Raw genomic sequence first — 5312 nt, forward strand, 5'->3', positions numbered from 1 at the left:
CCCGTGACCCCTCGCCCCCCGTCTCTTCCGGGAGCACCTCCCATGAGCATCACCGAAGCGTCGTCCCCGCGCCCGAACGGTCCCGTCGACGACCGTCCCACCCTCCGGACCCGACTCGTCCGGGCCCGCCTCGCCTTCCGGTACTGGCGTTGGCGGCGTCCCTTCTGGGCCGGGCTGCTGACCGTCCTCGCCGGGCTGCCCATCGCCTGGTTCCCGTACGCCAACCTGACGATGGGCGAGTTGACCATCCGCATCGCGACCACCGCGGGCGCCGGCTCCCTGGTGATCGGGGTCCTGCTGATCACGCTCGGCCTGGGGATGTGGCTCCAGCCCGCCACCCGGGTCTTCGCGGGCGTGGCGACGATCATGCTCTCGCTGGTCTCCCTGGTCGTCTCCAACTTCGGCGGTTTCGTGGTCGGTTTCCTCCTCGGCCTGATCGGCGGCGGTCTGAGCATCGCCTGGGCACCGGGGGAGGAGGACGACGGGGACGGCACGGAAGAGGTGGATGCGGCGCAGACGTCCGGTTCCGCCGACGGTCGCGGAGCGGCGGTCGGACCGACCGGTGACGGGAGCGCGCCGGCGATCGGCGACGAGCCGATGATCCGGATGTCCCCGCCCGCCCCGGGCACCGGCAGCGCCCTCGACGGGTTCGGCCGCGACCCCGCCGGATCGCCGACCGACACCGCTTCCACCGGGACCGGCGTTCTCCCCGGGACTCCGGAGGGGTTCGGAGACCGGGAGGAGCGGTCCCGTGAGCGGTGAGTCCCCGGGCGTCCACCCCAAGCGGCGCGGCCGGCACGCCCGGCCCCGGACCCGCACCGCCGCCCTGGTGGCGATGCCCTCGGTCCTGATGCTCGGCATGGGCCTCACGCCGGGGGTCGCCCGGGCGGACCCGACGGTGGACAGTCCCTTCCGGGAGGGCCCCTGCGTGGAGATGTCCGATCCGGCGGAGGCGGGGGAGCCGCCGGCCGACGGGGCCGATCCCGACCCCGCCGAGCCCGACCCCGCCGAGCCCGGGGCGGGGAACGACACCGCCGACGGCACGGGGGACGAGCGGACACCGGACACCGACGACACCGGGCCGGCGGAAACGGGTCCGCCCCCGGCGCGGACCGCCGGCCGGGGCGGGGACGGCGACGGCCCGGCGGCCGGTGCCCCGACCGGCGACGTCCTCTCGCCTCCGCCGGGGCCCACCGCCCCGCCGCAGCCGGACACCGTGCCGGCGGGGGAGGGGAGCGGGGAGTCCGCGACCGATCCGGTGCCCGGGCCCGGGCGGGCCGGAAACACCGGGGAAGCCGGGGACACCGCGGAGACCGACGAGGACGCCCCCGCGCTCCGCGACCGCCTCGACCCCCTCGGGATCGGCGACGCCCTGCGCGGCATCGGCGAGGGCCTGAGCGACCTGGTGACCGGCGGCTCCCGGAGCACCGGTACCGACGGCACGGAGCCGACCGGGGCGCCCGGCCCGGTGGAGGAGGGCTCCGGCGCGGACGCCCCGCCGACGACCCCCGAAGAGGCCGGCGGCGCCGTCGGCGACGGTGCCCCGGGCGGTGGGCCCGCCGCCCGGCCGGCCCCGACGGGGCCGCCGTCCGACGGGCCCTCGACCGGGACCACCGGTGGGAGCGGGTCGGGTGGGGCCGGCGAGCCCGCCGGGGAGGCGTCCACCGAGCCCGGTGACGCCCCCGATGCCGGAACCGACGCCGGAGGAAGAGACGTCGGAGGGGAGGACGCCGCGGAGGATGACCCCTTCGCCCCGGACGCCGGGGGAAAGGTCCCCTTCCCCTGCCCCGAGACCGTCCGTCGGGCCGGGACCGACGAGGTCACCCCCGTGGTGGTCGCCGACCGACCCTGGCTCCTGGACGCCCGCTCGCTGACCCTCAACGGGCTGAAGTACCACGGGGTGGTCAACCTGACCACGGCGAACGGCTCCACCAAGCAGGCGCTGAAGTTCACCGCCGACCGGCTGGACATCGGTGACCTGCACCAGATCGTGCAGGCGCCGGACGGGCTGAACTACCACGTGCAGGCGGCACGCGGCAGCAACTCCACCTTCCGCAACGGCCGGGTCACCATGTACACGGAGCGATTGGAGGGGCGGTTGTTCGGGTTGATCCCGATCGTCTTCGACCCGCTCCACGAGCCGCCGCTGGACCTGCCGTTCGCGCACTTCACCGATGTGCTGGTGACCCAGGCGGGGCAGTTCGGCGGGGAGCTGACGATCCCGGGGATGCGGCAGTACACCACCCGGAGGTGACCCGCCGTCGGCCGGCCCCATCCCCGTCCCATCCCGGCCCGGGCCGCCCCGGCTCCCGTCACCGGTGCCGGCGCGGGGCGCCGTCCGCGCCGACGCCCCGGGCGGGACCCCGCGCACGACGGGGCCCCGCCCGGGGCCCGTTCCGAGGGGGACGGGTGGACCCGGTGCGGGGCCGCCGTTCGAAGAGCGGACGGACGGGGTGTTCGGTTCGTCCGGCCCGAGGGGGGATCAGTTGTCGCGGCCCAGGTGCAGCACCCGCACCATGTTGGTGGTGCCGGCCACGCCGGGCGGGGAGCCCGCCGTCATGATCATCACGTCGCCCTCGTGGAAGCGGTTGAGCTTCAGCAGCTCGGAATCGACCATCCGCACCATCTCGTCGGTGTGGTCGGCGTGCTGCACCACGAAGGTCTCCACGCCCCAGCTGAGGGTCAGCTGGTTGCGGGTGGACTCCTCGGTGGTGAAGGCGAGGATCGGCTGGATCGCCCGGTAGCGGGAGAGCCGCCGGGCGGTGTCGCCGGAGTGGGTGAAGGCGACCAGGGCCCTGCCGTCGAGGAAGTCGGCCATCTCGCAGGCCGCGCGGGCCACCGAACCGCCCTGGGTGCGGGGCTTCTTGCCCGGCACCAGCGGCTGCAGGCCCCGGGAGAGCAGCTCGGCCTCGGCGGCCACCACGATCCGGGACATGGTGCGCACGGTTTCGATCGGGTACTGCCCGACCGAGGACTCCGCGGAGAGCATGACCGCGTCGGCGCCGTCCAGGATGGCGTTGGCCACGTCGGAGGCCTCGGCGCGGGTGGGCCGGGAGTTGGTGATCATCGACTCCATCATCTGGGTGGCGACGATCACGGGTTTGGCGTTGCGGCGGCACATCTCGATCAGGCGCTTCTGCACCATCGGCACCCGCTCCAGGGGGTACTCCACGGCGAGGTCGCCGCGCGCCACCATCACGCCGTCGAAGGCGAGGACGACCTCCTCCATGTTCTCGACGGCCTGCGGCTTCTCCACCTTCGCGATCACCGGGACGCGCCGTCCGACCCGGTCCATGACGGCGTGCACGTCGCGCACGTCGTCGGCGTTGCGCACGAAGGAGAGCGCGACCATGTCGCAGCCCATCCGCAGGGCGAACTCCAGGTCCTCGACGTCCTTCTCGGACAGCGCCGGGACGTTGACCGCCACGCCGGGCAGGTTGATCCCCTTGTGGTCGGAGATCACCCCGCCCTCGATGACGATGGTGTGCACCCGCGGGCCCTCGACCTCGGTGACCTGGAGGGCGACGTTGCCGTCGTTGATGAGGATGGTCTCGCCCTTGGTGACGTCCCCGGGCAGGCCCTTGTAGGTGGTGCCGCAGATCGTCCGGTCGCCGGGGACGTCCTCGGTGGTGATGGTGAACTGGTCGCCGCGCACCAGCTCGACCGGGCCCTCGGCGAAGGTCTCCAGTCGGATCTTCGGCCCCTGGAGGTCCGCGAGCACGCCGACGGCCCGTCCGGTCTCCTCGCTCGCCTTGCGCAGGCGCTGGTACCGGCCCTCGTGTTCGGGGTGACTGCCGTGGCTCATGTTGAAACGGGCCACGTTCATGCCGGCCTCGATCAGATTCTTCAGCTGATCGTAGGAGTCCACGGCGGGGCCCAGGGTGCAGACGATCTTGGAACGGCGCATGGGAACGATCCTATCGTTTGTTCAGCCGGGGAATAATCCTGGTGGCGAAGGCGGGGAACGGTCCCGGTCCGGGGACCCCGGTCCGTGGCACGCCCCCGGACGCACCGGTACGGCGGCCGGCCCGCCGGGCCCCGGAACGGTCAGCCGGTCACCAGCGCGTGCGCCTGCACGGCGATCTCCAGTTCCTCGTCCGTCGGAACCACGGCGACCGCGACCCGAGCGTACTCCGGGGAGATGATCCGGGGCCCGTCCTCCCGGCGCGCGTTGCGCTCCGGATCCACCACCGGCCCCAGTCCCTCCTCCATACCGGCGACGACCGCCGCCCGCACCTCGGCGGAGTTCTCCCCGACACCGGCGGTGAAGGCGATCGCGTCGACCCGCCCCAGGACGGCGGTGTACGCCCCGACGTATTTCCGCAACCGGTGCACGTACACGTCGAAGGCCAGACGGGCCCGCTCGCCGTCCTCCCCGCCCGCCTCGATCCGGCGCCGGATCTCCCGCATGTCGTTGTCCCCGCACAGGCCGATCAGCCCCGAGCGCCGGTTGAGCAACTCGTCGATCGCGTCCACCGACATCCCCGCCACCCGCGCGAGGTGGAAGACCACCGCCGGGTCCACGTCCCCGGAGCGGGTGCCCATCACCAGACCCTCCAGCGGGGTCAGCCCCATCGAGGTCTCCACGCACCGGCCGCCGGCCACCGCCGAGGCGGAGGCACCGTTGCCCAGGTGCAGCACGATGATGTTCGCCTCCGAGGGGTCCCGACCCAGCAGCCGGGCGCAGGCCCGCGAGACGTGGGCGTGCGAGGTGCCGTGGAAGCCGTACCGGCGGATGCGGTGCGCGTCGGCCACCTCCGTGTCGATCGCGTACCGGGCGGCGGCCTCGGGGAGTGTGGTGTGGAAGGCGGTGTCGAAGACCGCGACCTGCGGCAGATCCGGGTTGAGCGCCCGCGCGGTGCGGATGCCGGTGAGGTTCGCCGGGTTGTGCAGCGGGGCCAACGGCACCAGCCGCTCGATCTCCGCCTCCACCTCCGGCGTCACCAGTGTCGGCTCGGTGAACCGCCGCCCGCCGTGCACCACCCGGTGACCGACCGCGACCAGGCCGGGGGAGTCGGGCCCCAGCCCGTCGGCCGCCAACTCGGCGGCCATCGCCTCCAGCGCGGCCCGGTGGTCGGGCATCGGCTCCTCGCGCGTCCGCCGGGTGCCGTCGGCCGCGGTGTGCCGCAGTCGCGAACCCCTCTCCCCGATCCGCTCCACGATCCCCGCCGCGGGGCGGGACCGGTCGGCCAGGTCGACCATCTGGTACTTCACCGAGGACGAACCGGAGTTCAGCACCAGGACGCGGCCGTCGGTCATCGGGTTACCTCATTTCGTCGATGGGCGGGGTTCCGGGGAGGGAACCCGAGGGG

At 73.9% G+C, this 5312-nt stretch carries 4 protein-coding genes; 2 read left to right on the top strand and 2 right to left on the bottom strand.

The annotated features are described in order from the left end of the window. The first annotated feature begins 42 nt into the window (after nucleotides 1-42). Together FOE67_RS29380 and FOE67_RS15505 are read left to right on the top strand one after the other, a co-directional pair. The gene (locus FOE67_RS29380) at nucleotides 43-762 is read left to right on the top strand and encodes a DUF6114 domain-containing protein (RefSeq protein ID WP_228473928.1); all 720 of its coding nucleotides are present in this window, start codon (nucleotides 43-45) and stop codon (nucleotides 760-762) included. After that, nucleotides 752-2254 carry a hypothetical protein gene (locus FOE67_RS15505; RefSeq protein WP_182664668.1) on the top strand — a complete coding sequence of 501 codons (1503 nt, stop codon included), beginning with the start codon at nucleotides 752-754 and terminating at the stop codon, nucleotides 2252-2254. Before FOE67_RS29380 ends, FOE67_RS15505 begins: the two co-directional genes overlap by 11 nt. A 228-nt stretch (nucleotides 2255-2482) precedes the next feature. Here the strand turns inward: FOE67_RS15505 and pyk are convergent, their stop codons facing one another. Then, nucleotides 2483-3907 (bottom strand): pyruvate kinase, encoded by a 1425-nt coding sequence (gene pyk, locus FOE67_RS15510; protein WP_182664670.1) that lies wholly within the window; start codon nucleotides 3905-3907, stop codon nucleotides 2483-2485. Between the two features lie 140 nt (nucleotides 3908-4047). Further along, on the bottom strand, nucleotides 4048-5259 hold the full coding sequence (locus tag FOE67_RS15515) for an acetate kinase (RefSeq protein ID WP_182664672.1): 1212 nt from the start codon (nucleotides 5257-5259) through the stop codon (nucleotides 4048-4050). Between the last annotated feature and the right edge of the window lie 53 nt (nucleotides 5260-5312).

Source organism: Streptomyces calidiresistens (assembly GCF_014141525.1).
GTDB lineage: Bacteria > Actinomycetota > Actinomycetes > Streptomycetales > Streptomycetaceae > Streptomyces > Streptomyces calidiresistens.

What these genes read in the sequence shown, in the direction of transcription:
- FOE67_RS29380 (WP_228473928.1), top strand. Translation starts at nt 43, where the DNA reads ATGAGCATCACCGAAGCGTCGTCCCCGCGCCCGAACGGTCCCGTCGAC.
- pyk (WP_182664670.1), bottom strand. Translation starts at nt 3,907, where the DNA reads ATGCGCCGTTCCAAGATCGTCTGCACCCTGGGCCCCGCCGTGGACTCC.
- FOE67_RS15515 (WP_182664672.1), bottom strand. Translation starts at nt 5,259, where the DNA reads ATGACCGACGGCCGCGTCCTGGTGCTGAACTCCGGTTCGTCCTCGGTG.